We start from the raw sequence: 25,753 nt of genomic DNA, 5'->3' as shown, positions 1-25,753 counted from the left end.
CTATGGCAACCACAAGAATCATGCCGCTTCATGTCGGCAAGGGCCGCACAGAAAGTCGGGCGATCAGTGACATCATCGACTATGTGGCCAATCCCCAAAAAACAGATAACGGCAGGCTCATTACCGGCTATGCGTGTGACAGTCGGACTGCGGATGCAGAGTTCCTTCTGGCAAAGCGACAGTACCTTGCCGCGACCGGACGAGTGCGAGGTGCGGACGATGTGATTGCCTATCATGTGCGCCAGTCTTTCCGCCCCGGAGAGATCACTCCGGAAGAAGCCAACCTGCTGGGCGTAGAATTTGCCAAGCGTTTTACCAAGGGCAATCATGCCTTTGTGGTCTGTACTCACATAGACAAATCGCACATTCATAATCACATTATCTGGTCATCGGTCAGCTTATTCTAAGAAATTCCGGGAAGAACATGAGGAAGAAATTCTGCTCCACCAAGCTGCTAAGAATGCCTTTAATGAGATGGGCGTCAAGAAGCTGCCCAAGGTCAAAGAGTTGCAGACGGAGTACGCAAAATTGCTGGAAGAAAAGAAAAAGACCTATGCCGAGTACCGGCGTTCCCGTGAGGAAATGCGGGAGCTTTTAACGGCAAAGGCCAATGTGGATCGAGTGCTGAAAATGGAGGTAGAACAGGATGTTGAAAAAGAAAAAGACCACGGCCAGCGATAAGCTGGTCCTGGTCAAAAGCGTTCGCAGAACGCGCAGCCACAGAATGAAATTCCGTGTTCAAAGGGGCTTGGGGGCACTGCCCTCAACAAGCAGTTTGTGGCGAAATGGATAGCCACAAGCATTGCTTGCCACAATATGCTGCGCATAAAATGAAAAAACTAACGACGGGATGCTTACTGCCTCCTATCGTTAGTTTTCTGTGTTTAAGCGATTTATAAAACCAATCAGCATAATCAGATCGTCATCTGACATCTTTCTCATTCCGTCCAAAGCCTTCTTGATAAGCTGAGGGTTATTCTCCTGTGCATCAAAAAATTGAAGCGGCGTGATTTCAAAATACTCACAGATGTTGAGAAACTGCTTCATAGACGGCATAGAACGCCCGGAAGAAATTGCCTGAATATAGCTTCTGTTCTGCCCTAACTCCATGCTCATCTGATATTCTGAAACGCCTTTTTTCAATCGTAATTCTGTGATTCGATTGCGGATAAATTCTTCGTCCATACGCTCACCTCTCTGCTCTTTTAGCATAGCAGAAAGCAATTCTTGACACTTCGTATGTGTTGTGTTATAATTTTGTAATATAACCTTTATACGCATTATTATTTGCGTTATTTTTGCTTTATATGCGTAATCAAGGCAGCTATCAAAGGTGATTTGTATGAATCAGTATGCCTGTGCCATTACCGGCCACAGACCGACAAGGTTTTGCTTTGGATATAATGAGGAAGATCCCCTATGTCAAAAGCTAAAAGAATGTCTCATAGAGCAGTTTCGCATACTCCATGACGAGAAATTTGTCCGTACTTTTTTTGTCGGCGGTGCTCTTGGTGTGGATATGTGGGCTGGAGAACAGCTGCTGACGTTGAGGGCACAAACAGGATACGAGGATATTAAAATTATCGTTGTAATTCCCTTCATCGGCTATGACTCTAAATGGCCGGATCAGAGTAGACATAGATTGAAAAAACTAATCCAAAACGCAAACGATTCTATTGTTATTTCACATTCTGCGGATGTTTCCAGTTATAAAAAAAGAAATTATTATATGGTCGATCATGCAGAGTACATCATCGGTGTGTTTGATAATCAGAAAAAGCTGCGCTCAGGCACAGCACAGACAGTCAATTATGCCTTACGAAACGGAAAAGCAATCACTCTGATTCATCCAGATACTATGGAAATAACAACCCCTACGACTTAACAAATTCACAAAAATTTTTCATTGGCATTTCCAACAAAATATTTTCATTGAAGGAGTGCTGTGATATAATAAAATATAAAACTATGCTCAGAACAAATGGTGCCGCTATGAACAAATATATTGGACAGCAATTTGCTGCTTTAAGATACGAAAAAAATATTTTGGTTGTTGAAGAAACTACATCCGCTGGTGGATGCGGCTCCTTCAACGCGGCTTCTTCATGCCCTGCGTCAGCCTGTCTTTATGACAGTGCGGCGTGGGGCATTTTTTATTGTTCGGAAAGAGGTGGCCTGATATGAATTTACCAAAACGAAATAGTGCGGACGGGCGCTGTTACTGGATGAAGCCCGAGGTACAGGAGGAACTGCAACCGCTCTTTGACCAGTGCATCCAGGATGCCATTGACGGGAAAATCACGCGGCTTGATGATTCCCACTGGCCGCCGGTAGTGGTCAGCAGTCAAGGTGCACCCTTTGAGGTGTGGCAACTGCTTAGGGCATGGACCGAAATACAGCGGGCCGAGACTCTGGACGCGGAACAGGCCATTTCCTTCAGCGAAAACCTGCGCCGCCAGAGCCGGTGGGGTGAAATTGACCACCATCTGTTTGATATGCTCAAACGGGAGCTGCAAGAGAAGTATTTTGATGCAACAGGCAATGAAGATGACCACTTTTGGGATCGGGAGTATTCCCTGAAACCAGGCATTCGTGCAGAGCAGGTCCCGGAGCCGCTGCTGCGTTTCGCCTGCTATGTGGCGGTGAGCTATAAGGTATATGGTATGGACTTTCAGTATCTGGACGCCAATTACCTCTTTGGATTGGTGGAGAAAGTCCGTCCGGATATGGTGAAAAAGCTGAAAGAACATGGGACCGGCAGGTTGCCGCTCAACCTGCAAAAGCGGAAAACAGAGCACTTCACCGCATCGGCCAACGATGCCTTTGCTGTGATCCGTATTACTGCCAGGAACAGCACGGAGGAGTGCTGCCATGAAGTACTGAACTACCTGTGTGAGCTTCTGGAGCAGGAGGATTTTCCCCGCAGCTATGCGGTGGAGTTCAAAGGGCCGGAAAAGAGTTATCTTCCCATCACAGGACTGCCCAAAAAGGGAGTAAACCAGCTCTTTGCCTGTGCCGTGCAGTACCCCGGCCTCCATCCCCTGATGGAACGGTACGCCCGGCTTGCCATGCGGCAATATGAGCAGTACACCAATCTCAGCGATGAGCAGTGCGCGCTCCCCGGAAGTTTTGCCGTGTTCGCCCTGGGAATGCTGGGGCAAGAGTGGCGGCAGCTCCTCTGGGATTATCTCGATCTCTGCGATGATGAGCACTCCCACTTACAGGAAAAATTCCTCCGGGAGTATGTGAAACAGTTCGGATTTACCGCCGATACCGTCCCTGTATTTGTCCGTGGGGTGCTGTCCATGCAGAACATGAAGTATTCCAAGAATTATGCCGCGTGGATGGCAAACGCAGAAAGCCTGGACGCTCTGCTGGAGGCAAAAATCCACCTGCCCGAGATCGTTCCAAGCGGTTTTTCCTCCGACGAGGATGACGATGAGGACGAGGAACCCGCCGAGGAAACAGAAGCCAGCCCGGAGGAAGTGCTGCAATACGCATGGGAAACGGTCTGCTATGTGATCTGGGGCAAAGCCAGCGCCAAGGGTGGTCAGAAAGTGGTGGAAGCAGCTCCGGAGGAACTGAAGGAACTTTACCGACAGATTTTTATTCCGATAACGAAGAACCAGGAAGGAAGTGGTGGCCTGCTATGAGTTTGCCGAAACGCGACGGCGTACAAGGCCGTTACTATTTGATCCAGAAACCAGATACGAACCCCGAAGTGCTGGAACACGCCGATCAGTGCATCCAGGATGTGTTGGATGGAACTGCAAAAGAAAACCATTCCGGCTATCCGGTGGTCGTTCGGAACCAAAGTGGAACGCCCTTTCTTCCCAGCCAGCTGCTGGGTCGGTATCTGTCCAAACTGCCTTTGAAGGGATTCCCCTATGAGGAAGCGGTTGTATTCTGCGATGCACTGCGGCGGTTGGTGGGCTGGAAAGAGATTGATTACACACTGGAGCAGTATATCAAAAAACAGGTGCAGGAAAGGTATTTTGAGGCTGGAGAAAAAGAGGACGATTTTACTCCTTTCCCGCCTTGCACTGTGTGGCCGGAGCTGCGGCCAGAGGATGTGGACGAAAACCTGCTGCGCTTTACTTGCTATGTCGCAGTCTGTTATACGGTATATGGAGCCAGCTATAATACCATTACAACTGAACACTACCTTGATCTGGTTTCCCAGCTCCGCCCAGATATGGTGAAGCAGCTGAAAACCAATGGCAGCGGCAAATTGCCAAAGGACATTCAGCGGCGTAAGACGGAGCATTTCACCGCATCGGCCAATGATGTGTTTGCTGCCATCCGCATCACCGCCAGGGACTCCACCGAGGAGTGCTATGCTGAAATCCTGGACTACCTGTGTGCGGTGTTGGAACAGGAGGAATTTCCCCGCAGTTACTCGGTGGAGTTCCGTGGGAAGGAAAAACTCTATCTGCCCATTCCCGGCTTGCCCAAAAAGGGCGTCAATCAGCTCTTTGCCTGTGCTGTGCAGCACCCTGCTCTTCATCCGGCTATGGAGCGATACGCTCGTTTGGCTATGCGGGAGTTTGAGTGGTATCAAAACCTTGCGGATGAAGCCTGTGCGATGCCCGGTACCTTCGCCGTGTTTGCCCTGGGACTGGAGGGAGAACCGTGGGCACCGCTGGTGACGGAATATCTGGATCTCTGCGATGACGAGCACTCCTCTTTGCAAGAGAAATTCCTTCATGCCTTGATCCGAAAGTTTGGGTTTCAACCATGGACGCTGGAGGTATTGGTGCGGGGCGCATTATCTATGCAGTGGCTGGAGCCTGCCAGAGAATTCCGCAGCCTGATCGCCAATGGGGAAAGCCTGGATGCACTGCTGGCAGTCAAGCGCCGCTTTTCCGCTTATCTCCTGCCGGAAGAAAACGAAGACCCGAAATTCCGGGCCATCGCTTGGCAGAGCCTGCTCTGGGCCATCTGGGGGCAAGCCTCTGAAAACGGCGGCAGCAAGGTCATTAAGACGGCTCCGAAGGAACTGAGAGAAAGGTATCAGGAAATTTTTCAATAGACTATAAGGAGGACTCGGATGAGTGAAGTAAGCTATTCAAATGTACCTCCCATGATGGCTGCCATCAAAAGTGGTGACATAGAGGCGATTCGTTCCCTGCTTCACGCAGGGCATTCTCCCAATGAGCCACAATGCTATCAGGTAATGATTGGAGATTGGCCTCGGGATGACGAAGCCTCTCCGCTGGAATTGGCTGTACTGGAAAATCGGATGGACATGGTACAGCTCCTGATCGAATGCGGAGCAGATTTGACCCATAACCCGGAAGAATTGCTTTGTGGTTCCCTGCGCAGTCAAGACCTGACCCTATTTTCCTTTTTGGTAGATGTGGGAGTCAGAATCCCCGCAACGCAAAGGGATATATGCAGGCTGTTTCTCCACTTGGTGGATCGGGATGAGCCTAATGTACTCCCCATTTTGAAAAGGATGGGCATGGATTTGAAACAATACGGCGGTGAAGCCCTGCGCAGTATGGCGAGCCATGGAAATCAGCTGCTGGTGGAGTATCTGATTCAAAACGGGGCGGACATCAACTATCACAAGCCAGATATGGTGTTTCCCTACGCTTCGACTCCTGTCACTGAAGCTGCACGGCACAACGATTTTTCTATGGTGCGCTGGCTTGTGGAACAGGGTGCAGACATCACCATCCCGGATAAATACGGTGACCGGCCCTACACCGTGGCAGTACAGAACAAAAATCAGGAAATGGCCGCCTACTTAAAAGCTCTGGAGCCGGAGGAATGGCATAACGAACAGGAAAAGGCGCGTCAACTCACGCCTTACAAGCTGCCTGCCAAGCTGGTGGAATACTTAAAGACCGGCCCCTTGCGTCTGGAATTTCCAGAGCGGGAACTGGTGAAATGGGCGGAACTGTACCCCTACATGGATGTACAGGAGATGACCTGGAAACGGAAAAAGTTGCTCTCCCTTATGGCGAAAATGGACAATTACAGCGACTATTTGCTGCTGTGGAGTCCCAGAGATAAGAAACTCTGGTATCTGGACATTGAGCATAAGGAGTTTCATCCGTTAACCAAATGGGAGGAATTTATTGCTGATCCCGGAAAATATCTTAATGGAATGATTGAGGGAGAGTTTGAGGAATAAGGAGAGAAGCAAAATGGAACAGGCATACTGCACCGCAGTTTTCTGGCGCGGCGGAGAAAAGATTGATCTGAATGGGCGAAAGCCGGATGCGGTACGGTGCCTATCTGTGACGGGAGAGCGGAAGGTGAATCTGTCCTTCCTGCGAGATTATCCCAATCTGGAGGAACTAACCCTAATGGAAAAGTGTGAGGGTGTAGAAGTTCTCTCCGGGCTAAAGCAGCTTCATACACTGTCCCTATGGCTGTCGGCCCCTGTTTCCTGGGACAATGTTTCTCTCCCCGGCCTGCGTGTTCTCCACCTGCGTGGGGAAAAGAATGGCGACATCACCCCACTTCTCACCAGCATTACCTATCTCCATTTGGAGGAAATGCGGAAAACGGAAGATCTTGCCGCTTTCCTGACTCCAGCGACCCGGCTTCAGAAACTCTATCTCCAGTCACTCCCAGCTGTGCAGGAACTACCGGCTCTGGATGGGCTTCCTTCCCTTTATGCCCTGAAACTCTATGAGCTGCATAAACTAAACGATTTGTCCGCCCTCTCTCACAGCCATTTGCGCTACTTTGCCGCTTCTCTGATCGGGGATAAACTCTCCGCCCAGGCGCTGGCAGATGCTGTGATGGCGATTCCCAATCTGGAGGCAGCCGCGCTCCAGCTGGCGGATCGCTCCGAGCGGCGCTATGGCGGTGTCCAAAAAGCCTTTGCCGCCGCTGGGAAGTCCCCGCTGCTGCGGGAGGAAATCAGTGCTTTGACCACATGGCTGTTGCTATGATGTAGGAAATGGGAAAAGGAGAAACTACCTATGGCAGAGTTCAAACAAATCATAGATGATGAGCTGGACATTTTGAAATTTGACGGAGCCGTACAGGACACTCTGGCGGAACTGCGAGAAAAATGGGGCGCGCAGGTCCCGGCGCTGCTGGATGAACGCTTTGATGCCGTTGGCGTTCAATATATGAAACTATCCCATGAAAAAGGGGCGGCGGCGTTGGGGCAGGAGCTGTCTGCCTTCGGCTGGGCACTGTATAACCTGGACGATGAGGACGAGTATCTGTTTGCCTTGATCCCAGAGGAAGAACGCAGCGAATGGGAACGCTACTGCAAAAAGCAGGGGCAATATTGTCACCTGATGAAACAGCAAGGACGAAAATGGGGCGACCATGCCAAGGAGCAGGACCCTGGAAAGCTAATGCCCTGCGAGGAATACATACTTCAGGATGAGTACGATTATTTCTTCAACTCCCTGGCGGGTGATTTTGCGGCGGGCGAATGGAAAAACCAGGATGCAGAAGAATGGAAAAACGGCTGTGTGGCCGATCTGCGCCAGCGTCCGCCCCAGGTGACCCGCGCCCACAGCTTGCCGCACCTTGGGTGCCTCACTTATTCCGCAGAAAATGGACTCTATGCCGCGTCCAGGGCCGCTGGCAGCGGGACTATTGGCCGAGCATTATTGAGCAAGAATCCAGCCACGCTTAACTGGGTCGAACCGTCCCCCATTGGATATGACGGTCCACCCCAGACCCTGTGCTGGGCTGACCATTCCCTCTGGGTGGGTGATCCCACCAACGCTACACGGATTGAACTGACAGACCGGGGCACCTGTCAGGATGTGAAAAACTGGACTCTGCCGGAAGATGGATGGAGCACCAAATACCATTGCGGCATTACGACAGACGGTCTGGGCCGGGTCTACTTTTCCAACGAGTGGTACAAGGGGCAGATTTACCGCTGGGAAAACGGCAAGGTAACAAAACACACCTTCTCACTGGATGGATACGACCATCTCTCCGAGGCCGTTCCCGTTCCCGGCACAGGCCGCATTACCATGATCCACGCAGTCAGTGGCAAGGGGCGGATGGAAGAATGCCTGCTGGAACTGGATATGGACACCGGGCGGTGCCGAATTGCCCCCCTGCCTGGAATGGGCGAGGGGCTGAAACTTCGCTGGTTTACCGGGGACTGGCTGCTGGTGCAGGGAAACGGCGAGATCCTCTCCGATGACTTTGCCCAGCTCATCAATAGGAACACCCGTGAAGTGCTGCGTATCCGTCCGGGAATGTTCGGCGGGGAGAACATGCAGCACATTGGAATACTCACCGATGGCACGGTGGTCATCGTCACCCGGCGGGATAGGGTTGGGCCGGTATTTCGTTATCCCATCGACTTCTGGGGCTTCCTGCGGACGGCAAACAAGCCCAAAAAGCTGGAATGGCGAGAGTACAAAGAAGTGTACCCGAATCTGCCCATCTTTCTACCGCCCAAGGCCACGGAGCGAAAAATCATTCTCAAAAAAGACAGCCTGACTATCCTGGGGTCGGTATTTACGCCGCCGTTTACCCTTTCGCAGCTTTCGGAAAAGCTGGGGCCCGCCCGCATTGTCCTGCAAAATGGAACACGAAAAAGCCCCATTACAGGCCGAGAGAGTCCCTATACCCAGGCACTTGCTTTGTGGGACGAACTTGGACTACAGGGCTGGTTGGACGAAGATGAGCAGACCATCAAAACCATTGGTGTCCGGGTAGCGGCACAGGGAGAGTATGCGGTCCGGCAGACATTTGACGGAGCGGTTTGGATCGGGTCCAAGGACTACCGAGAGGCCAGCTGGAAGGATTTCGCCGGATTTGCCCATACCCTCAAATTAGGCGGCTTTACCGTTTATACCCGCTTGCCGGGTCCTGTTCCAGAGGAGCAATCAGCGCAGAAAGCAAAGCTGGAGGCCCTCTCCGCCATGGTACAGATCAGCTGGAAAGAGCCAGAGAATAAGGCGGCGAAAGCGCAGAAATACAAGTTATCCAAGCCGACTGAACCAGTGCTCACCTTTACCAGCTTCAACTTCAAGCTGGCGGTTATGGAAGTCCTGATGTACGAGAAAGGCTTACTGGCTCCTAAACTGGATGCACATGAGTTTGCCAGAGAGTATAGCCGACGCAAGATCGACATTGACGCGGAAGGGTATGAACCCATCCCAGAGATTCGGAAGTGGCTGGAGAAATACCCTGTCCCGGAGCGGCTGGCCCCGGAGGTCACAGAAATTGAGATGGATGGCGGCAGCGAGATTTATACCCAGCTCTGTCCGTTCTGGGATGGCGAGGATGGAGCCTTTGATCTTAATACCATTACGGAGGCGGAACTGCGCCAGTTCCCCAATCTCAACCATATTACTCTCATGTCCTCCAAGCCGGAACAGGTGCTGCCGGTTCTGGAACGGTGCAGTATCAAGGTAGACTTGCTGTGAGGTGAAAGTATGAAAGCGAAACTAAAAGTGATAAAGGACTGGGAGTTCGAGGAATTTGAACTGACGGGAACTTCCTTCAAATACAGCCCGACTGGATGCAAAGGTATGGTGGCCCGCAGCGAGGATGAAATTGTGTTTTGGACCTATCATCTCGCGCAAAAGTGCAGCGGCGTTTTGTGGGTCAAAGGCGAAGTTTCCAGGTGGATTCCCAGCCCGGAGCCGAAAGAGCAGCAAGATGTTTGGGAAGATCCTGTCTTGCTCTCATGCGACAGAGGAATACTGTTGGTTTGCCCGGCCAGTAAATCCCTTTGGTGGATGCCGCAGATGGATGGAGAGTGGATTCCGATCCCCATGGATAACTGGTGTGCCCAGGGTATTCCCAAGCCGGTAGCAGTCACCGGAAGCCAGGGCGTTTTCCCTATTGTGTGCCGAGTGGACAACTCCGCTGATGCGACCAACAGTTTTACCAGCCTGACGGTAGACCTTGAAACCATGACTGCACACTGGGCAGAAAGCGGCTCTTGTGTATACAGCAAAGCAGGAACCCGACAGACCCATTTGGCGGCAGTAGAGCGTGCTGGCGGAAATTTTGCCCAGGCAGACTTTCACTACAACTATCCTATGATTGGCTCTATACTGGAACAGAATGGACAGTTTTATGCCTTTTTGGAAAGCAGCACCATCAATCCGGCAGGTCTTTCTCTCATGGGCTACTATTGGTATCTGGAACTGGAGGAAAACGGACTATTCAAAAAGAAACTGTGGGGCAAAGATAATTTAAGCCGCCTGCCCGGAAAACACGGGATGCGCGGAAAATTCTCCGGTGACAGGACTTGCCTGATCCTGTCTCCCATTTTTAAGAATGATGACTGGAAGGGTAAACAAAAGGTGCTGCGCCTTTCAGATTTGGTGCTGATCGACCTTGCCATGCCCCGTGGATACGCTTCCTTCCATGTGCTGGATGTATGGGGAAACCGGGCATTTCTCAGCGATGAGAAAAACAAGCTGGTTCTTTGTGAAATGACCTTGGAACAGTTATGAGGTAAACCAATGGAATTATTTGCAAAAAGAATGACTTGGGAGCTGGACAATGAGGAAGGACTGTCCTGCCTGTCCTTTGAACTGGAGGATGGCTACTTTACACTCTCCCGCAAGACCGGCGCGGAAACACTCCGCTTGGAAATGAATGATCCAGCCAATGGTCAGTTGATTGACCCGGACTGTTTTGAATATGCCCTTGATAATACCAGGTTTCGTCTAAATATCGTGCGGAACAACCGAAAAGTTCTGCGGTATCTGGAAGAACACCACATCAACACGGAGTTGTATGGAGAAATCGTCCTTCACTACACTCCTCTCAGCAAGCCACAGCTTGAATCATTATCTGCCGTGGTTCTCAGACTGTTTTTCGGTGAACTGCTTTTTTAGGCGGAAACAGAAGTGTCGTTGGCAGAAATCATGCGAGGGGATAACTATGGTTAAAATTCATCGTATTTGGTTCAATACGGAGAGAATGGACAGAGAGGATCACTACAAAATCACATTATTCAGTCGCCCTCGTGTATCTATTCATGTGGACGAGTACATTTGGAGTTTCATCGAAGAAAACATTGTGAAGCCACACAAGCTTATGCGCAGTGAGAAGCATGGGTATCTGTTGGACATTTCGTTTGACCAGTTTGACCCAGCAAAACACCGATATTATCCGCTTTCCCCGTACAACGGGCCGCTTCGGGAAGGTGTCGAGATGGACAGCGCAAACAGAAGCTATTTCCGTGAGGATTTTGTAGGCGGCAAGGAGCGGACTACCTGGTTCTCTCCCAATAAAATATGGACAAACTGCGGCGACAAGGTCCTGAATGTGGACATCAAAGCCGCCAATGTAAGCGAGAGCATCACCCCCAGAGAATACGCAGACTTGCTGTTCGATGGGATTGGGGCAGCATTGGTGTTTAACTTCAAAAGGCTCAAGCGCGAGGAGTTTGATGGGCTGAAGCCCAAGATTGACTGGAGCATCGTAGAAAGCTTCCCCTTTCCCGCACCCTTTGCTTGGATATTTACCCTGTTACCGGAGGATATGAGCCATGAATGAAACAATTATTGACCGCACTTATGTGTGCTTAAAGCTGATTGATATGCTCTACAAAAAGGGACTTATCAACGAAGCAACCTATTTTAATGTGAAACGAACCTATCAGAACAAGTAGGTTTTTTGCGCTGGGTTGTCAAGGATGTCAGCCCAGCGTCCATATCATTGCAGATTAAAGATTTTTTGAGTATTCTCGTTTTGTCAGAAGAAATCAGGAACACTAAAGGAGGAAGATGCTATGTACAATATGTCTCCGTACTCATTATCTCGATCTTTTCGGGACAAACCCTGTCGGGCAGTCATATATGGCCGTGCCTCAACAGAACACGAGGCCCAGGTCAAAGCCTTGCAAAATCAGATGCAGTGGTATGATGATGTTGCTCGATTTCATCCTCAATGGAATGTTATCAACCGCTACATCGACCAAGGCATTACCGGAACTCAGGTCTATAAGCGGGATGCCTTTATGCGGATGATGGAGGATGCCAAACAGCAAAAATTCGATTTGATTGTCACTCGCGAGGTCTGCCGCTTTGCCAGAAATACGGTAGATGCATTGGTCTGTGTTCGCCAACTCGCCGCCATAGGGATTGAAGTCTATTTTGTGAATGATAACATTTGGACTCTTGACGGTGATGGCGAGTTGCGGCTGACCATTATGGCTACTATGGCACAGGAAGAGAGCCGCAAAATCAGTGAACGCTCTCTTGCAGGACAACGGGTCAGCCGCGAAAAAGGAGTCCTCTATGGAAACGGGAACATTTTCGGATATACCAGGAACAAACTCACCAAGCAGTTTGAAATTGATCCCGATCAGGCGGAAACTGTAAAAATGATTTTTGACCTCTATGATTCCGGCATGGGAGAAACCTTAGTAGCAAAAGAGCTAACCCGCCTTGGACGCAAAAACGGAGTAGGTAAGGTCAAGTGGGATGCCGGAAAAGTATCAAAGATCATCAAGCGAAAAAACTATCTGGGGTACACAGTTTACTGTCAGTCCTATTCCAATAACTATTTGGAGCAAAAGAGAATCAAGCGTGACGAGAGCGAGTTTGTCTATGTAAAAGGTGGCTTCCCTCAGATTATCTCGGAGGAACAGTACGAGCGGTGTAATGCCATTCGTCGCAGTAGGACCAAACGGCTGACTGATGAGAAAGGCCATACACGGAGTTTTGGTATTCAGCAGGCTCAGAATGTGTGGGGCAGAAAAATGAGGTGTCGTTGTGGTTCTCCCATGCTTCGACATCGTTGGAGAACCAATAATACAGGAAAGCCTATCTATGGATATGAATGCAAGCGACACCATGATACCCCTCGCATCCGCCTTCAGAATGAACAAGGCAATCCAACACCTATCTGTGAGATCAAGCCAGTTGGACAAAGCAAACTGGAACTGATGGCCTCCAAAATATTTGAGAGGGTATGGGGAGACCAAAGAGAAATCGTCCTCCAGACCTGCAAAATGCTGGATGCTTGCTACAAGCCAGACGCAGATCGTCGAGCAGATTTGATGAAAGCGAAAGATGATTCTGTTCAGTTGCTCCAACAACAGCTGGATGACTTGGTTGTGGTCCGTGCCCGTGGAGAGATTGAGCAGGATAAGTTCCTCCAGCGGACCATAGAAATTCAGCAGCAGATGGAGGCCCTTCGTCAGAGCAAAGCTCAAATTGCTTCAGAGGACTACAATCCCGGACGCCTGGATATGGAAGCCATTGAAGCAGCGTTGTGCGAGGCAGTTGAAATGCATGACGGTCTGGTAAGCGAGGATTTCATTGATCTCTTTGTTTCACAGGTTACACCACTGTCTGATTCCCGCTTTGCCTGGTGCTTGGACTTTTCTCCGCAGCCCACAGTTGCCTTTCTGAATTTAGCCGGTCAGAGGAAGTACACGACCTGCTCTATGGATAGTAAATTACACTTTGGTCCTTTTGCTGATGAGGAGGGGCACACCATCCCTTTTCCGGGCAGCCTGCGTCGGTGAGCTGCCCGGACAGCTCTAATTCAAAATGTACATCGTTATATACACAAGGTATGTACGGCGCAGGCAGCAATTGCGGATAAATAATAAGGAATCAAAGATTGAAATGTAAAAAGACCGTTTTAAGGACTGTTTGGTTCTTAAAACGGTCTTTTTAACTTTTTATACCATCTGAACCAGCCATACATTACTGCGTACCATAAAATAACCGATTACAACCTTGATCAATTCGGTTGCCTGAACAAGGAAGTACACACTTACGATACCAAGTCCTGTAAAGTGCGCCAGTAAAAAGGCAATTGGAACAATGATAATCCAGGTGAAAACAGAATCAAACAGGAAGGTAATCATTGTTTTTCCGCCGGAGCGCAGTGTAAAATAGGATGCATGGCTAAAGGAGCAGAAAGGCATGATGATTGCGGATACTGCGATAAATTTGGTTGCCAGTGCACGGATTTCCTCAGAGGTATTGTAGATCTGTGGGAAAAATCTGCCGATAAAAAGCATACATACAGCTACAATAACACAGCAAAAAACACTGAATACAATCATTTTATTATCCGCATCCTTTGCTTTTTCCAGTTTACCGGCACCCAGATACTGTCCAACCACAATGCTGATGCAGGCGCCAAGCTGGAGATAAATGATGTTAAACAGATTGGTGATGGTTGTAGCAATGTTAAGTCCGGCAACTACTTCCAGGCCGCGGATCGAGTAGCACTGTATTACGGCTGTCATTCCCGCAGCCCACAGAACTTCATTCATCATAAGCGGTAATCCTTTGATGATGATAGCCTTTAATTCGTCTGCGGGAATACCAAAGCCGGTATACGCTCCTTTGAGATACTGGTTTTTCTCTCCGTGTCTGTGCGCCCAGATGATAATCATAAGGGCTTCTATGTAACGGGCAATAACCGTTGCCAGAGCTGCACCCTGTACGCCAAGCTCCGGGAATGGTCCGATACCGAAAATCAGAAGATAGTCCAAAATGGCATTACTTCCGACAGCTACAAAGCTTGCGATCATAGGAATCAGGGTCTGACCGGTTTCCTTGATATTGGTCGCGTAAGCCTGATTTACAGCAAAGGGAATCAGTCCTGCCATCATAATGATCAGATACTCTAATCCATACTGTAATGCAGCACCTGTCGCACCGCTTCCGGAAGTATCTGTGAGATAAAGAGAAATCAGGTTTTCTCCTTTCGTTACAAATAATAAAATGGTAAGTGCTGTAACCGTCAAAGCCGCATATAGCTTAAAACGGAAAGAATACATATGCCCTTTGTGATTTCCTTTTCCGAAATATTGGGCGCCGAAAATGCTGGCTGCCGATACAGCCCCGAATATGGCCAGATTATATACAAAGATCAGCTGATTGACAATAGCTACTCCGGACATCTGCTCTGTACCAAGTTGTCCAACCATAATATTGTCAAGAAAACTAACCAGGTTTGTGACTGCGTTTTGTAGGATCATCGGCAACGCCAGTGCGATGTAGCTTTTATAAAAATTTCTGTCTCCGATATATTTCCTGCGAAGCTGTTCTAACATAAATCCCTTCCTTTACATAAATCCCTTTTTCATCCCTGTTCAGCATAACATATTTCCGCAGGATTTTATACCTTCTTTTTAAGTTTTACAAGAGAAGACACATAGAAATGTAAAAGACCGTTTTAAGAACCAAACAGTCCTTAAAACGGTCTTTTTCCATGTTCTTCGTTTATTCCGCTGCAGTAACGGAAAGCACCTCACCCATAAAGGGATCTACCTCGGAGATGGTTCCGGTATAGGTTACAGTGACCTTATCTCCAACCTTGACCTTGTCTAAGCCTTCCGGCTTTTCGTTTTCGAAGGTAAATGCGTAGGAACTGCCGGAAGCGTCGGTTACGACAAACATGAAATCCTTTACCTCATCCAGGGTTCCGGTAAATTCAGAAGCGTCCTCCGCGTCTTCCTTTCCGGTGGTCTGGGAAGCGGAATTACCGTTGCCGGATCCCTTGGTTCCGCAGCCTGCGATCAGGGATGCGGTAATGGCAGTGAGAAGTATCATCATAGTTAATTTCTTTTTCATAAGAAAACCTCCTGTTCGTTATTTATGTTTCCAATTTATTGGACGCTCTATACCGTTAAAAAGTTTCATTTCAGGTGAAAAATTTATTTTCTGGTTGACAGGAAGTATGCGACACATTATAATCGTTCTAAATAGAACGATATAAAAGGAGGAGGCCTATGCATTTCTGGGATCGGCATAAGACGATTACCTGTTATTATGAGATCCTGATGGCGTCTGTATGCGAAAAATATGACCTGAGAAAGCTGGAATATGATATTTTATTGTTTTTGTATCACAATCCCAAGTATCATACAGCAGCAGATATCGTCAGAATCAGAAAATCAACGAAGTCCCACGTATCCACAGCATTGAAGGTGCTGGAAGAAAAAGGATTTATTGAAAAAGAGACAGCGGCGGACAATAAAAAGCATGTGAATCTGCTGCTGACAGATTCTGCCAATGAGCTGATACAGGATGGAATTCGGGTACAGAAACAATTTGCGGAAGATATGCTCCGGGGACTGACGAAGGAAGAAATTGCTCTGTGTAAGCAGGTATTTCAGAAAATATGTGACAATGCGGAAAGATGTATCAAAGAGAAAGGACAAAGATAAAATGAGCAACACAAGTTATAAACCGAAGATGCCGGATTTGATGGAGGCGGTATTTGACACAGGATACCTGTTGTTTGATCTGATTGCAGGAATTGTATTTTTATCAGCGGCAAAGGGAAACAGCCTGTATGTGCTGTACGGTATTCTGACCCTGACCCTCTGCGGCGGAGACGCTTTTCATCTGGTTCCGAGAGTGATCCGGGCCGTAAAGGGAAGCAGTGAAAAAATCGAACATATGCTGGGAAGAGGTCTGCAGATTTCTTCCATTACGATGACAGCCTTCTATGTAATCCTGCTGTATATCTGGAAGCTTACTTTCCCGGGACTGCAGGCGCCGGCTGCTATGGAAGCGCTCATATGGATTTCCGCGATTATCCGTATTGCGATCTGCATGCTGCCCCAGAATCACTGGTGTACCGAAGAGGGTAACATGAAGCTGTCCATTATTCGGAACGGCGTGTTCGCGATTACCGGTATCGGCGTGATCATTCTGTACGCTATTTCCGGAAATGCCCGCGGATATCATATGACCAGAATGGTAGCTGCGATTCTCATCTCCTTTGGCTGCTATCTTCCGGTTACGCTTTTCAGCAAGAAGAAGCCGATGGTCGGAATTTTGATGATTCCCAAGACCTGCGCTTATATGTGGATCATTATTATGGGTTTGCAGCTTCTGTAAAATGAAACTGCAGACAGGAAAGAAGACAGGAGGAAGAATGATGCAGAACTTAGAACAGTTTTTGAGATTACTGACAGGACATTTTGACAACAGAGAACAGTTTAATCAGATGCAGAAAGCGGAAAAGGCATATCCTTTGGCAGAGCATGTCAATACTGTCTGCAACGATAAAATCCGGAATCTCCCCGCAGATTTCCGGGGAAAATTTCTTGTGGAAGAAAGCTATTATGAAACCAATGGGAAGAAACACGCCTCAGCCCATCTGTTTCTGTTTACAGAGGAGCAGGACGGCGTTCTGCTTACCTCCTATGAGATACCGGAGGGAGAGGATAAAAACAGCTTTACCTATGCTTCCATGGAGCCGGTGGACTACGGAGATTTAAAAAAATCAGAGAAGTTCACACCAGCCCTTTACCGGGAGAAAGACGGAGTCTGGGAAGGCGGCAGTACAAGTCAGTTTACCCCGGTTATGAAGTTCCGGCTTTGGGAACGTTTTTCCGAGGCATGCCTGGAGGTGTCTGAGAGCATAGAAGTAAACGGAAGAAGAACCTTTGGATACGACGATCCCATCCGGTATAAACGGGTATAAGAAGGCTGTTTATAAAAGAATACGAACAGTGAAATCACGGCCATCCAGGTAAAACTGGTATTGGCCGTGTTCCTGTTCTACATAGTAAATGACGCTCTGCACGCCAATCCCATGCCCTTCCCGGGCAGGACCGGAATACCGTCGGAAAAGACGGGAGGCGTATCGGTGGGATTTTTTTCCAGCATCAACAGATGCCCGGAGCGTTCAAAGATAGACAGGTAAACACGGCGGTCTTGGCTGGACTGCTTCCGAAGTTAGATTACTGGAAAGAATATGATGAACTCAGTGACAATGGGCAGTTTGAAACAGCGCACTCCATTTTATGAAAATTTAATAAATTTCACGAAACCAAAGCCCGCCCGGACGAATCCTGAAAATAATTTTCAGCTTCGCCGGGCGGGCTTGTGCGTGAGCGCGGGGCAGGGTAAGATAGCCATAAAGCAAACCGAGTTTACGAAAGAAAGAGAGGAAGAAACGTGTTTGAGCATTTATTTCAGCCGATTACCATCAATGGTATGATTCTGAAAAACCGAATCGTCGCCACGCCAACCGGAGACGACTTCGAGGAAAAAGCCATGGGCGGCGCGGGTCTGGTCGTGGCGGGACACTGCATCGTGGAGCCCGGACGTTCCAGCTTCGCAAGCGGTGCAGAACCCTGGCCCTTTGCGAAATATGAGAGAGAAAAGACGCGGGAAAAAGTTCTGAAGATTCATCGGGGCGGCGCGAAAGCATCCATCGAGGTATTCCACGCAGGCCAGGACGCCAGAACTGTAGACTATGCCAAAGGCCCGTCAGGCTTCATCCGCCCGGACGGCGTCGAGGTAAAAGAAATGGACGAGGCCATGATGCAGGAGACCCTGCACTGGTACGCCGAGACAGCCGCAGGCTGTCGGAAAATCGGTTTTGATTCCATCTTCCTGCATTTCGGACACGGCTGGCTTCCGGCCCAGTTCCTGTCTCCGCATTATAATCACCGGACGGACGAATACGGCGGAAGCATCGAGAACCGCTGTCGGTTCCCGCTTCGAATCCTGGAGACCGTCAGAAAGGCAGTGGGAAAAAATTATCCCATCGATATTCGTGTCAGCGCCTACGAGTGGATCGAGGATTCCATCAGCTTTGAGGACGTTATGTACTTCCTGAAAGCGGCGGAGCCCTATGTGGACACCATACAGATTTCATCCGGTATCGATAAGATTTTCGAGGCCAACATCCACTGCATCACCACGAACATGGAAGAAACCATGCCGAACCTGAAATGGGCAAAGGAAGCCAGAAAACAGCTTCACATACCGATTTCCCTGGTCAGCGCCATCACTACGCCGCAGATGGCGGAAGAGATTCTGGCGAAGGGATATGTGGATCTGGTAGCCTTTGGCCGCAGCCTGCTGGCGGATCCCTACTGGCCGAAAAAAGCCCAGGAGGGATGTCCCGAGGATATCGTACCCTGCCTGCGCTGCTCCAACTGTTATCACATTTCCACCGATCACTGGAACGTGGGCTGCTCCGTAAATCCCCGTTATCATAACGAAGCCTTCGTTCCATCTGAGCGAGAGCTTGAAAAAGCAGAAAAAAGCAAACAGGTAGTCATCCTCGGCGGCGGTCCCGCAGGCATGAAGGCGGCCATCACCGCCAGCGACAGAGGCCACAAGGTTACGTTAATTGAAAAGAGCGCAGAACTGGGCGGTATGCTGAAGATCATTGTCAGAGAAGAGCACAAAGAAGAAGTACAACGCCTGCTGACCTGGTACAAAACCCAGATCGCGAAGCGTGAGATAAAGGTGCTTCTGAACACCGAAGCCACCCCGGACATGGTACGGGAAATGAAGCCGGACAGCATCCTCATTGCCCTGGGCGCAGTGGAGCGCGTGCTTCCGATTCCGGGCATCGACAATCCGAAGGTGCTTCTGGCTACGGACGCCATCACCCATCCGGAGAAGCTGGGCGAAAAGGTAGCTATCCTGGGCGGCGGCAGCATCGGCTGTGAGATTGCCCTGGGACTGGCCGAGCAGGGAAAAGAGGCTACGATTATCGAGGTTACAGACACACTGGCAGCCAACGCTAATTCCCTGTATCGGGAGGCGCTGCGGCAGAAATTCCTGCTTCACGACAACATTCACAGCCTTACCAGATGCGGCTGCACCCGCATTGACGATGAGGAGATTCATTATAAAGACGCGGACGGCCAGGAAAAAGTCATTGCCTATGACAATCTGATTCTTTCCACCGGCCTGGTTCCCCAGATAGCCCTGACTGAGAGCTTCTACGGCATCTGCCGGGACACCATAGCCATCGGCGACTGCATCCGCCCGTCCAGCATCATGAACGCGAACTTTGAAGGTTTCGTAAACGCCTTGAATATCTGAATGTGATAAAAATAAAAAGGAGATAGACAAATGAAAGACTACAAGAAACTGGTTCAGTCCGTCATCGCCGGAGTCGGCGGGGCTGACAACATCAACGACTGTATCCACTGCGCAACGAGACTTCGTTTCTCCCTGAAGGACGAGTCCAAGTTCGACCAGACAGCCCTGAAAGCGGTAGACGGCGTACTGGGAACCCTGGTAAGCTCCGGCTACTGCCAGGTACTCATCGGAACCCACGTAGGCGACGTTTATGCGGAGCTGATGAACGCGCCGGAGATGAAGGCAAAGGGTCTGAAGGCCAGCGACGCCATCGACGATCCGGCTACAGCAGGGGATAAGAAGACCGGCCTTCTGGACCGCTTCACCAAGATGATGTCCGACGTGTACGCGCCGTACATCCCGATTCTGGCTACCGGCGGTATCGCGTCCGGCGTTATCGGACTTCTGGCCAATATGGGCGTAGTAGACAGCGCGAGCCTGACCTACCAGACCTTTTACGCGATTTTCTATGCGCTGATTTACTTCTTCCCGATTCTGCTGGCGTTTACAGCAGGAAAGCATTTCAAATGTAACCCGTACGTAGCAGTGACACTGGGCGCGGCCATCATGTATCCGGGCGTGGCAGATCTCCTGGTAACCGGTGAAAAGGCGTCCCTTGTCGGTATCAACTTCACAGCGTACAATTTCAGCGGTTCCTTTATTCCGATTCTGCTGGCAGTATTCTGTATGAGCTATTTCGAAAAATGGCTGAAGAAGGTTCTTCCCCAGATGACCCAGTTTATTCTGGTTCCGTTTCTGTGCCTGATCGTGTTTGTACCGCTGACTATCCTGGTATTCGGACCTATCGGCGGCCTGGTTGCAAACGCCATCAACGCGGTATACGGTCTGGTAGGAGCAAGCAAGATTCTGGTAGGCATCGTATTCGGCGGCTTCTTCTCCCTGGTTATCCTGCTTGGTATGCACTGGGCAGTTACCCCGATTCTGCTTGGTATCATGGCAGAGCAGGGCTTTGAGCCGGCGCTGGCAGCCGGCGGTATGGGCAACTACGCGGCTCTGGGTATCTGCCTGGCCGTGGCAGTCTTCGCGAAAAATGCAGGCGATAAGGCCACAGCAGGATCCGCAGCCTTCACCAACGCCCTCTGCGGTATCACAGAGCCGGGTCTCTACGGTATCATCCTGAGAAGTAAATGGCTCCTGGGCACCATGATTGTATCCGGCGCGGCAGCAGGCCTGATTCTCGGAATCGGCGGCGTGGCGGCGACCAACTTCTCCTTCTCCGGACTTCTGGCCTTCAGCGGCTGGTTTGGATGCGTAAACTTCCCCATGTACTGCGTAGGCATCGTGGCAGCCATCGCCCTTGGTTTCATTCTGACTGCGGTACTGCTGAAGAGCGGTAAGGTAAACGAGTATAACTAAATATAGAAACCCATAAGATAAGATTCTCCCCTTTCCATGGAAAATGATTTTTGCTAAAATAGATCAAAAGGATGGGGGAGAACTTATGATCATAGAAAAACTTATGAGACAGGCGGATTTCACCGATGTGGAGAAGAGTATCGCGGATTATCTGCTGCAGAACGGTTATGAAGTAAAAAATATGTCTATTTCAGATCTGGCGAAGAGGACCTATTCTTCACCGGCCACCATTACCCGATTTTGCAGAAAACTGGATCTGGACGGCTATAAAAAGTTCCAGATTTTGTTCAATTCCGAGTACGACGCGTTCGCCACGGAAAGCGCTGTGGACGCCAATTATCCGTTTTCCGGAAATGATTCCTTTGAGCAGATAGCCAGAAAGTTAGCGAAACTTAACTCGGATACCATCAGTAAAACCATTTCCGGCTTCGATTACAATCAGTTCCGCCGGATTGTACGGCGCATCAGCCAGTCCGATATGGTCAATATCTTCAGTGTGGGAACTTCCGCCACGGTGGCCATGGATTTCCAGCAAAAAATGTTGCGGTTCGGCCATATCGTAAATCTGAACCTGAGCTCCTGCTTTCTGCCGGGCTACGCTTTGGCCGGAACGGAACGCACGGTCAATCTGGTGATTTCCCAGTCCGGGGAGAATCGGGACGTGGTGGAAAGTCTCCGGCTTCTGAAGAAGCGGAAGGCCTCCTGCGTGGGTATCACAGCCACGCCGGACAGCACGGTGGCCCGGATGTGCCAGGAGGTAATCCTGGTGGAACTGGAGGAAGAACGCTCTTATACGGCCAAGATCGATACCTTCGCGGTGTACAGCGCCTTTCATTTCGTATTGGACTGCCTGTTTTCCTTCCTGTACAAGATGGATTACGAGGAAAATGAGAAGCTGACCCGGGAAAAGGCGTCGATTATCTATGAAGAGAACGAAAAACTGATCAAGAAAAATCCCGATTTCATAAGCAGTGAAAAGCGATAAAGGAGCAGAATCATGTCATTTAGAAAAGATTTCCTATGGGGAGGCGCCTGCGCCGCCAATCAGTTTGAGGGAGCCTGGGATGTGGACGGCAAGGGCGTGTCTGTGCCGGATCTCTGTACCAACGGCACCAAAGAATGTCCGAAAAGCATTACCACAAAGGTAGAGCCGGGACGGCTGTATCCCAGCCACGAGGCCATTGATTTCTATTATCATTACAAAGAGGATATCGCCTTATTTGCGGAAATGGGTTTCAAGGTCTTCCGTACGTCTATCAACTGGACCCGAATCTTCCCCACCGGCATGGAGGAGAAGCCCAACGAGGCGGGTCTTCAGTTCTATGAAAATGTATTCAAAGAGTGTCAGAAATACGGCATCGAGCCTCTGGTGACCTTAAGCCATTACGAGCTGCCCTACGGTCTCGTGGAGGCTTACAACGGCTGGGCGGGGGAAGAGGTTATCGGCCATTTCGAGCGCTACTGCCACGTAGTCTTTGAGCGGTATCAGCATCTGGTGAAGTACTGGCTGACCTTCAATGAGATCAACGGCGGCACCACCCAGCTTGGCACGACCCTGTCACTGGGAACTGTGAAAGGCTATAGCGGCCCGGTAAACGGCATCCAGATCACGCCGCAGCTTCGCTATACCGCCCTGCATCATCAGCTGGTGGCTTCCGCGAAGGTGGTGGCTTACGCCCATGCGCATTATCCCCAGTTTCAGTTAGGCGATATGAACGTGTTCCTGACCGCCTACCCGCTGACCTGTGATCCGAAGGATATCCTGGCGACCCAGCAGCATAACAATGTGCTGAACTGGTTCTGTTCCGACGTGCAGATCCGCGGCGCGTATCCGTGCTATATGGATCGGTATTTCCGGGAAAATGGGATCGATCTGCAGATCACAGAGGAAGAAAAAGAGATTCTGAAAAAGGGAACCGTAGACTTCTACACCTGTTCCTACTACATGTCCACCTGTATCACGACCCACGAAAATTCGGAAGAGGTGGCAGGCAACCTGGCGGGCGGCGCGAAAAATCCGTATCTGACCGCTTCGGAGTGGGGCTGGCAGATAGACCCGGATGGCCTGCGTTATACGCTGAATGAGATCTATGAGCGCTATCAGCTGCCGATTATGGTGGTGGAAAATGGTCTGGGAGCCAGAGACGAGAAGGGCGCGGACGGACGTGTCCATGACAGCTACCGGATCGATTACCTGCGTAAGCACATCGAAGCCATGCGGGAGGCCGCAGAGGACGGCGTAGACCTGATGGGCTATACTCCCTGGGGCTGCATCGATCTGGTGTCCGCATCCACCGGCGAGATGGCCAAGCGCTACGGCTTCATCTATGTAAATAAATTCGACGACGGAACCGGCGACCTGTCCAGAGAAAAGAAGGATTCCTTTGACTGGTATCAGAAAGTAATCCGTACCAACGGAGAAGATTTAACCGACTAACGCTCCGGAAACATATAAGCAAAGTAAGCGTCCTTAAAGGCCACTCCATTATCCCGGGAAATGGGAATCCGTGCGTCGGATTTGGTGCGCAGCTCGGCCTTGGAGAAGGTCTCGACGCAGTTTAAAGCCACCAGATAGCTGCGGTGGCATTTGTAGAAGCCCTTTTCCGGTGTGAAAAATTCTTCGCACCGGTGGAAGGGCTCTTTGATTTCCAGGACAGAGCCGTCTCGGAACACGACGGCAACCAGTTTATTGCGGGCCTCCAGATATTCCACATCCCGGAGGTAGATATTCTGATAGCCTGAGATTGTCCGGGCTGCGAAATGGCGAAGAGACGCCTGCATGGAGGTGAGCCATTGATCCAGCACAGAGAAAAGCCGTTCTTCCGAAACAGGTTTCAGAAGATACCAGAAAGCCCGGACCTCGTAGGATTCCAGGGCAAATTCCGGGGAGGAGGTCAGAAAGATGAGCGGCACATGAGATTCCTTCTGCCGCAGCGCCTTTGCCGTATCCATTCCGCCGGGAAACGGCATCATAATATCGAGAATCACCAGATCCGCCGGGCTTTCTTCGCAGGCGGCAATCAACTTATCTCCATTGGTAAAGGGAAAAAGCTGCAGCACAAGCTCCCGGGACGCGGCCCAGGAGCGAAGCATCGCACATAGTTCCGTGAGAAATGCAGTTTCATCATCGCAGATGGCAATCTTAATCATATAAAACTCCCCTTACAGAATGATACGGACGACAAAGTCCCGGCCTTCCATATAAAACTGGTACTGACCCTGTTCTTTTTCTACATAGTAAATGATACTCTGCACGCCGATACCGTGGTCGCTTCTTTTCGTAACCGGAACATCATCGGAGAAAACCGGCGGTACATCGGTGGAATTTTTTCCCAGCATCAGCAGATGACCGGATTTTTCGAAAATATTCAGACTGATCTGACGTCTTTCCTCCGGCAGCTTTTCGACCGCGTGCATGGCATTTTCCAGGATATTTGAGAGAATGGCGCAGCAGGTCAGCTCCGGGCAGGGCAGGCTTTCCGACACCTGAATCTGTGAGTCGAAGGAAATGCCCTTTTCCGAAAATCGGGTGCTGTAGATAGAGAGCACCGAGTTCAGCAACTCATTTTTGCAAAAGGAGCGGATGACCGTATTGTCATAGTGACGGTTGATTTCCTGGATATATTCCAGGGCACGATCTGTCTTCTGCTGCCGGATGAAGGTCTCAATCGCTGCCAGATGATGGCGCATATCGTGCCGGAGAATCGCCAGGCGGTGTTCGCTGACGCGTGTCTGGTCAATCTCGGTACGCAGGCTGTCAAGCTGCATATCCATTAGTTCTCCGTATTGTTCCGCGCGGTGTTTCATTTCATATTCCCGGAAGTACACCAGAAGAAATACCACATAGGAGAGGCACATGGAAAATGCCAGAAATTCCACGATTACCTTACTGCCGGAATACAGCAGTGTGGAAAATTTCGTTGTGGCGTAATCGAAAAGGTAGTAGACCAGCGGCATAGCGCCCAGAATACACAACTCCCGGTTGGACTTGGAAAAAAGAAGCGCCGTGGTCTGACAGAGGTTCCGGCTCAGGAAGAAGAATACGCTCAGCGTCACCAGAATCCGGCTCAGGTAGTAGAGCACTTCCGAACCGGACAGGGACAGAAACAGGATACCGATCCAGTTGCTGAACTGACAGCACAGATAGGCAGTCAGAATAGATATGAACGCAGGCAGCCAGCGGAACTTATAGTGGAAAACCAGCACCAGCAGCAGAGGGAGATGTACCAGTAGCGGGTAAATGGGATCTGTGTAAGTCTCATCCAGCAGAAGAGTGCAAGGGATATAGAGCAGCAGGCAAATCAGTCCTACCGACAGGAGCAGCAGGACATTTTTCCGCTCCTGTTTTACGCCCAGGAAAAAGGCCGACAAAAAGATGCCGAACAGCATGGTGGTAATGTGATGCGTAAGTGTCAGAGCCTGAAGCAGCATGATGGAAATCCTCCTGTGTATGGATAAAAATCATATTATTTCTATTATATGGGATTTTCGGAAGTAAAGCAAATGCAGAAATTACTGTTCGCGCCGTATATGTGCAATTCGCGCCAAAAAGTAATATAAAAAATTATTTTATGTTAAAATATGGGTAATGCAAT

General features: G+C 49.9%; 24 protein-coding genes and 1 pseudogene. 20 read left to right on the top strand and 5 right to left on the bottom strand.

Annotated elements, in window-relative coordinates; genetic code table 11:
* Positions 1 to 2: 2 nt before the first annotated feature.
* Positions 3 to 681: pseudogene (locus ACESZP_RS06710) on the top strand (relaxase/mobilization nuclease domain-containing protein).
* 189 nt (positions 682 to 870) lie between these two features.
* On the opposite strand, the gene ACESZP_RS06705 reads toward ACESZP_RS06710, so the two are convergent.
* Positions 871 to 1,281: a helix-turn-helix domain-containing protein gene (locus ACESZP_RS06705; RefSeq protein WP_499708480.1), complete on the bottom strand. Its 411-nt coding sequence runs from the start codon at positions 1,279 to 1,281 to the stop codon at positions 871 to 873.
* A 61-nt stretch (positions 1,282 to 1,342) separates the two neighbouring features.
* Between ACESZP_RS06705 and ACESZP_RS06700 the strand changes: the two genes are divergently transcribed.
* The 12 genes from ACESZP_RS06700 to ACESZP_RS06645 all read left to right on the top strand — a co-directional run bounded on the left by ACESZP_RS06700 (position 1,343) and on the right by ACESZP_RS06645 (position 13,444).
* Complete coding sequence (locus tag ACESZP_RS06700) at positions 1,343 to 1,885, top strand: SLOG family protein (RefSeq protein ID WP_249234845.1); 543 nt, start codon at positions 1,343 to 1,345, stop codon at positions 1,883 to 1,885.
* A gap of 107 nt (positions 1,886 to 1,992) precedes the next feature.
* Positions 1,993 to 2,184, top strand: a complete 192-nt coding sequence (locus ACESZP_RS06695) for a hypothetical protein (RefSeq protein WP_097777473.1) — start codon at positions 1,993 to 1,995, stop codon at positions 2,182 to 2,184.
* The gene (locus ACESZP_RS06690) at positions 2,181 to 3,653 is read left to right on the top strand and encodes a DUF6138 family protein (RefSeq protein ID WP_499708478.1); all 1,473 of its coding nucleotides are present in this window, start codon (positions 2,181 to 2,183) and stop codon (positions 3,651 to 3,653) included. The genes ACESZP_RS06695 and ACESZP_RS06690 overlap by 4 nt, the downstream gene beginning before the upstream one ends.
* Positions 3,650 to 5,032: a DUF6138 family protein gene (locus ACESZP_RS06685; protein WP_249235195.1), complete on the top strand. Its 1,383-nt coding sequence runs from the start codon at positions 3,650 to 3,652 to the stop codon at positions 5,030 to 5,032. The genes ACESZP_RS06690 and ACESZP_RS06685 overlap by 4 nt, the downstream gene beginning before the upstream one ends.
* A gap of 18 nt (positions 5,033 to 5,050) precedes the next feature.
* Positions 5,051 to 6,142, top strand: coding sequence for an ankyrin repeat domain-containing protein (locus tag ACESZP_RS06680; RefSeq protein WP_177957994.1), 1,092 nt, complete (start codon positions 5,051 to 5,053; stop codon positions 6,140 to 6,142).
* Positions 6,143 to 6,155: 13 nt separating this feature from the next.
* Entirely contained in the window at positions 6,156 to 6,911 is a 756-nt protein-coding gene (locus tag ACESZP_RS06675) for a hypothetical protein (RefSeq protein WP_249234843.1), read from the top strand.
* A gap of 30 nt (positions 6,912 to 6,941) precedes the next feature.
* Positions 6,942 to 9,374, top strand: coding sequence for a DUF6892 domain-containing protein (locus ACESZP_RS06670; protein ID WP_249234842.1), 2,433 nt, complete (start codon positions 6,942 to 6,944; stop codon positions 9,372 to 9,374).
* 9 nt (positions 9,375 to 9,383) lie between these two features.
* Complete coding sequence (locus ACESZP_RS06665; protein ID WP_015565828.1) at positions 9,384 to 10,415, top strand: hypothetical protein; 1,032 nt, start codon at positions 9,384 to 9,386, stop codon at positions 10,413 to 10,415.
* 9 nt (positions 10,416 to 10,424) lie between these two features.
* Positions 10,425 to 10,802, top strand: a complete 378-nt coding sequence (locus tag ACESZP_RS06660) for a hypothetical protein (protein ID WP_015565829.1) — start codon at positions 10,425 to 10,427, stop codon at positions 10,800 to 10,802.
* Between the two features lie 46 nt (positions 10,803 to 10,848).
* Positions 10,849 to 11,466, top strand: coding sequence for a hypothetical protein (locus ACESZP_RS06655; protein ID WP_499708475.1), 618 nt, complete (start codon positions 10,849 to 10,851; stop codon positions 11,464 to 11,466).
* Positions 11,459 to 11,581, top strand: coding sequence for a hypothetical protein (locus tag ACESZP_RS06650; protein WP_256318028.1), 123 nt, complete (start codon positions 11,459 to 11,461; stop codon positions 11,579 to 11,581). Before ACESZP_RS06655 ends, ACESZP_RS06650 begins: the two co-directional genes overlap by 8 nt.
* A gap of 120 nt (positions 11,582 to 11,701) precedes the next feature.
* Positions 11,702 to 13,444, top strand: a complete 1,743-nt coding sequence (locus ACESZP_RS06645; protein ID WP_499708473.1) for a recombinase family protein — start codon at positions 11,702 to 11,704, stop codon at positions 13,442 to 13,444.
* A 159-nt stretch (positions 13,445 to 13,603) separates the two neighbouring features.
* Here the strand turns inward: ACESZP_RS06645 and ACESZP_RS06640 are convergent, their stop codons facing one another.
* Positions 13,604 to 14,992 carry an MATE family efflux transporter gene (locus tag ACESZP_RS06640; protein WP_499708471.1) on the bottom strand — a complete coding sequence of 463 codons (1,389 nt, stop codon included), beginning with the start codon at positions 14,990 to 14,992 and terminating at the stop codon, positions 13,604 to 13,606.
* Positions 14,993 to 15,161: 169 nt separating this feature from the next.
* Positions 15,162 to 15,512 (bottom strand): hypothetical protein, encoded by a 351-nt coding sequence (locus tag ACESZP_RS06635; RefSeq protein WP_499708470.1) that lies wholly within the window; start codon positions 15,510 to 15,512, stop codon positions 15,162 to 15,164.
* Positions 15,513 to 15,670: 158 nt separating this feature from the next.
* On the opposite strand from ACESZP_RS06635, the gene ACESZP_RS06630 reads away from it, so the two are divergent.
* The 7 genes from ACESZP_RS06630 (at position 15,671) to ACESZP_RS06600 (ending at position 23,595) form a co-directional block, all read left to right on the top strand.
* Complete coding sequence (locus ACESZP_RS06630; RefSeq protein ID WP_349165146.1) at positions 15,671 to 16,108, top strand: MarR family winged helix-turn-helix transcriptional regulator; 438 nt, start codon at positions 15,671 to 15,673, stop codon at positions 16,106 to 16,108.
* Between the two features lies 1 nt (position 16,109).
* Entirely contained in the window at positions 16,110 to 16,787 is a 678-nt protein-coding gene (locus ACESZP_RS06625) for a hypothetical protein (RefSeq protein WP_499708468.1), read from the top strand.
* A 40-nt stretch (positions 16,788 to 16,827) separates the two neighbouring features.
* Positions 16,828 to 17,376, top strand: coding sequence for a hypothetical protein (locus tag ACESZP_RS06620; RefSeq protein WP_499708467.1), 549 nt, complete (start codon positions 16,828 to 16,830; stop codon positions 17,374 to 17,376).
* Between the two features lie 476 nt (positions 17,377 to 17,852).
* Entirely contained in the window at positions 17,853 to 19,742 is a 1,890-nt protein-coding gene (locus ACESZP_RS06615) for an oxidoreductase (RefSeq protein WP_499708466.1), read from the top strand.
* 30 nt (positions 19,743 to 19,772) lie between these two features.
* A complete protein-coding gene (locus ACESZP_RS06610) occupies positions 19,773 to 21,158 on the top strand; it encodes a PTS transporter subunit EIIC (RefSeq protein ID WP_499708464.1) in 1,386 nt (461 codons plus the stop codon).
* A gap of 85 nt (positions 21,159 to 21,243) precedes the next feature.
* Positions 21,244 to 22,143: a MurR/RpiR family transcriptional regulator gene (locus ACESZP_RS06605; RefSeq protein ID WP_499708463.1), complete on the top strand. Its 900-nt coding sequence runs from the start codon at positions 21,244 to 21,246 to the stop codon at positions 22,141 to 22,143.
* A gap of 12 nt (positions 22,144 to 22,155) precedes the next feature.
* Positions 22,156 to 23,595 carry a glycoside hydrolase family 1 protein gene (locus ACESZP_RS06600; RefSeq protein WP_499708462.1) on the top strand — a complete coding sequence of 480 codons (1,440 nt, stop codon included), beginning with the start codon at positions 22,156 to 22,158 and terminating at the stop codon, positions 23,593 to 23,595.
* On the opposite strand, the gene ACESZP_RS06595 is transcribed toward ACESZP_RS06600, so the two are convergent.
* Positions 23,592 to 24,308, bottom strand: a complete 717-nt coding sequence (locus ACESZP_RS06595; RefSeq protein WP_499708460.1) for a LytR/AlgR family response regulator transcription factor — start codon at positions 24,306 to 24,308, stop codon at positions 23,592 to 23,594. The genes ACESZP_RS06600 and ACESZP_RS06595 overlap by 4 nt on opposite strands.
* 12 nt (positions 24,309 to 24,320) lie before the next feature.
* The gene (locus ACESZP_RS06590; protein WP_499708458.1) at positions 24,321 to 25,589 is read right to left on the bottom strand and encodes a sensor histidine kinase; all 1,269 of its coding nucleotides are present in this window, start codon (positions 25,587 to 25,589) and stop codon (positions 24,321 to 24,323) included.
* Between the last annotated feature and the right edge of the window lie 164 nt (positions 25,590 to 25,753).

It is taken from the genome of Candidatus Dorea massiliensis AP6 (assembly GCF_964245105.1).
Classification (GTDB): Bacteria; Bacillota; Clostridia; order Lachnospirales; family Lachnospiraceae; genus Laedolimicola; species Laedolimicola intestinihominis.
Note: the sequence above shows the minus strand (reverse complement) of the source record. Positions and strands in the feature narration are given on the sequence as shown.